Genomic DNA, 2,262 nt, shown 5'->3' on the forward strand with positions numbered 1-2,262 from the left:
CGCTAAACTCAAAGAAAATCGACGCTTAGCATTACGATTTGAGAAATCCGATCTCTCTTTCCTTGCCTTTATAGCTTTAGCATCTATTAAATACAACCTTTGTTAACAGTGCCTATTATCAACAGATTGTCTATTTATGGCAGATCCTTTAAATTGATTTGCATATTCAGAAATTCTTTTATAAGCGTTATCAATCTTATTTGTCATATTAGTCATAATTATTTCATTGATTCTAATAATTTTTCCTTAAGTTGTTTAGTAACACCATAAGAGGTGGCGTTGGCTTGAAAGATTCTTTTAGCTTCTGCCATATCAATATTCTCTAATACGATATTAACATTTGAAATTGTAACTTCTCCATACTTGTTAGCAGCTATATGATTTGGGTCAAATTTAAAATTAAAAGGAGTTAAAAGATCATCTTTGATATCATACACTGCAACTTCAAACGCGTTTGATTTTTTGAAAAAAATTACCTTTCTTCTGTATGGGTCTGCATCTGGTGTTCTGGCAACATTATCAGCATTTGCTATATTTTGTGCTATAACTTTAAGCCTCTGGCTTTGTGCATCCATGCCAGATAAAGCTGCTATAGCAGCTTCTTGTAATGAAAAATCTTGTGCGGCAGAAGGTATGTTTACAAACATATTAATTAGTATAGTTAATAGAATCATATTATTTATCATCTGCTGCCAATTTAGTAAGGGATCGAGCTTTGCTATAAATATGTAGTGCATTTTTGAATGCTGCAGCATTTTTATCTTTTTGTATTAGTTCTTTTTGTAAATCTACACTATTGCCGTCCATGCTTGTTGGTGAATCCCTTTTTTCTATTATCTCAAATCTATTATCTGAAGAGCAATCCATATGTAGTGGGTTTGTTGTTGATAAAGAGATTGAGGTGCGATCAGATTTTTGCAACTCTAGTGCTATATAACCAGGTGTAGATGCGTTGGCAATATTTTTTGATATAACGGCATCCTGTTTTGCAAAGAAATCCACGTACCCTGCTAGATCTGAAAGCACAGAGTTAGAAAAACAGTGTGCGCATAACGAAAAATATAGCGCACAAAAAACCCATAGATGCCTCATGGGGCAATATTAATATAAACCCTATCAAGCCATTAAACAGAATAAAGTATAGATTGTAAAGATTTTAAATAATAAAAACTATAATGAGGTGATGGATATTAAAGTGATGGATATTATATTAGTTCATTATGAATACTTGAATCTGTTAATTATGAAGTAATCCTATAATTTAACCCAAGATTGCATGCCGTAAAATTATGGTTATAATCATATTTAATGATACTTGGTTAATTAACGATTGCCAACCCAATCTGGGCGAGATTCATTTATTCTTAGAATACAAAAGTTTAAGGATGAAGTAAGTAAGGATATTGGGGGAAAAACTTTTCTTGGTAAAGAACAATATGATGATCTTATAAATATTTGTAAGGCACTTGAAGAAATAAGCCGCTTAATAACTGATGATAAGCTTCAGAACATTCTTAATCAGCATATTGGTGATTTTATTGCTCAACGCCATAATTGTGTGGAGAATGCTATTTTGGCTAATGATATTAAATCTGTTAGTGACTTCTTAGTAGAAACTGCACGTAAGATTGAAGGTATGGATAGGCGCAGATAGTCCTGGCAAGTTGTCTCTTAATAAGGAAGTTGTGAAAGATTTTTGCAATAAGTATCTGGGGCAGCAGCAGGGTCGTGGTCTATAGTAATTTTGTATTGATATAATTTATTGATAAAGGGTTTTATGGGTCTTACGGCGTTCTCTTTCTTAAATTATTTAGGAAAGATTAACTCGAGCAGAAATTAATCATGAATTCAACTATTGATATATTAGGCAAGGTACTCAGAGATGATTTTAAGAGTTTTTTAGTAAAGACATTTTATTATCTAAATCCGGAAAAAGAGTTTTTGGATAATTGGCACCTCGATCTTTTTTGTGAATATCTAAAGGCTGTTGTTTCTGGTGATATTAAGAGGTTGATAATAAACGTGCCGCCAAGATCGTTAAAATCTATATGTTTTAATGTTGCATGGCCTGCATGGGTTATAGGTAATAATCCAGCTATGAAAATAATTTCCGCTAGTTATAGTCAGGCTATAAGCAACAAGCACAGTATGGACTTTCAAACTATAGGCACTGTTAACAAAGGTTGTATTTAATAGATGCTAAAGCTATAAAGGCAAGGAAAGAGAGATCGGATTTCTCAAATCGTAATGCTAAGCGTCGAT

4 protein-coding genes are annotated in these 2,262 nt (G+C 32.7%); 2 read left to right on the forward strand and 2 right to left on the reverse strand.

The annotated features are described in order from the left end of the window. Window positions 1-218: 218 nt before the first annotated feature. Both Cyrtocomes_RS05900 and Cyrtocomes_RS05905 read right to left on the reverse strand, forming a co-directional pair. Complete coding sequence (locus Cyrtocomes_RS05900) at window positions 219-647, reverse strand: flagellar basal body protein (protein WP_322498262.1); 429 nt, start codon at window positions 645-647, stop codon at window positions 219-221. 28 nt (window positions 648-675) lie between these two features. Then, window positions 676-1,092 (reverse strand): flagellar basal body rod protein FlgB, encoded by a 417-nt coding sequence (locus tag Cyrtocomes_RS05905; RefSeq protein WP_322498263.1) that lies wholly within the window; start codon window positions 1,090-1,092, stop codon window positions 676-678. 238 nt (window positions 1,093-1,330) lie between these two features. Here Cyrtocomes_RS05905 and Cyrtocomes_RS05910 point away from each other — a divergent pair, with 238 nt between their 5' ends. Further along, entirely contained in the window at window positions 1,331-1,654 is a 324-nt protein-coding gene (locus Cyrtocomes_RS05910) for a hypothetical protein (protein WP_322498264.1), read from the forward strand. 188 nt (window positions 1,655-1,842) lie between these two features. Continuing rightward, window positions 1,843-2,193, forward strand: coding sequence for a hypothetical protein (locus Cyrtocomes_RS05915; RefSeq protein ID WP_322498265.1), 351 nt, complete (start codon window positions 1,843-1,845; stop codon window positions 2,191-2,193). Window positions 2,194-2,262: the final 69 nt, after the last annotated feature.

It is taken from the genome of Candidatus Cyrtobacter comes (assembly GCF_034470605.1).
Taxonomy (GTDB): domain Bacteria; phylum Pseudomonadota; class Alphaproteobacteria; order Rickettsiales; family Midichloriaceae; genus Cyrtobacter; species Cyrtobacter comes.

Coding starts and splice junctions, on each gene's coding strand:
- Cyrtocomes_RS05900 (WP_322498262.1), bottom strand. CDS start 647: ATGTTTGTAAACATACCTTCTGCCGCACAAGATTTTTCATTACAAGAA.
- Cyrtocomes_RS05915 (WP_322498265.1), top strand. CDS start 1,843: ATGAATTCAACTATTGATATATTAGGCAAGGTACTCAGAGATGATTTT.
- Cyrtocomes_RS05905 (WP_322498263.1), bottom strand. CDS start 1,092: ATGAGGCATCTATGGGTTTTTTGTGCGCTATATTTTTCGTTATGCGCA.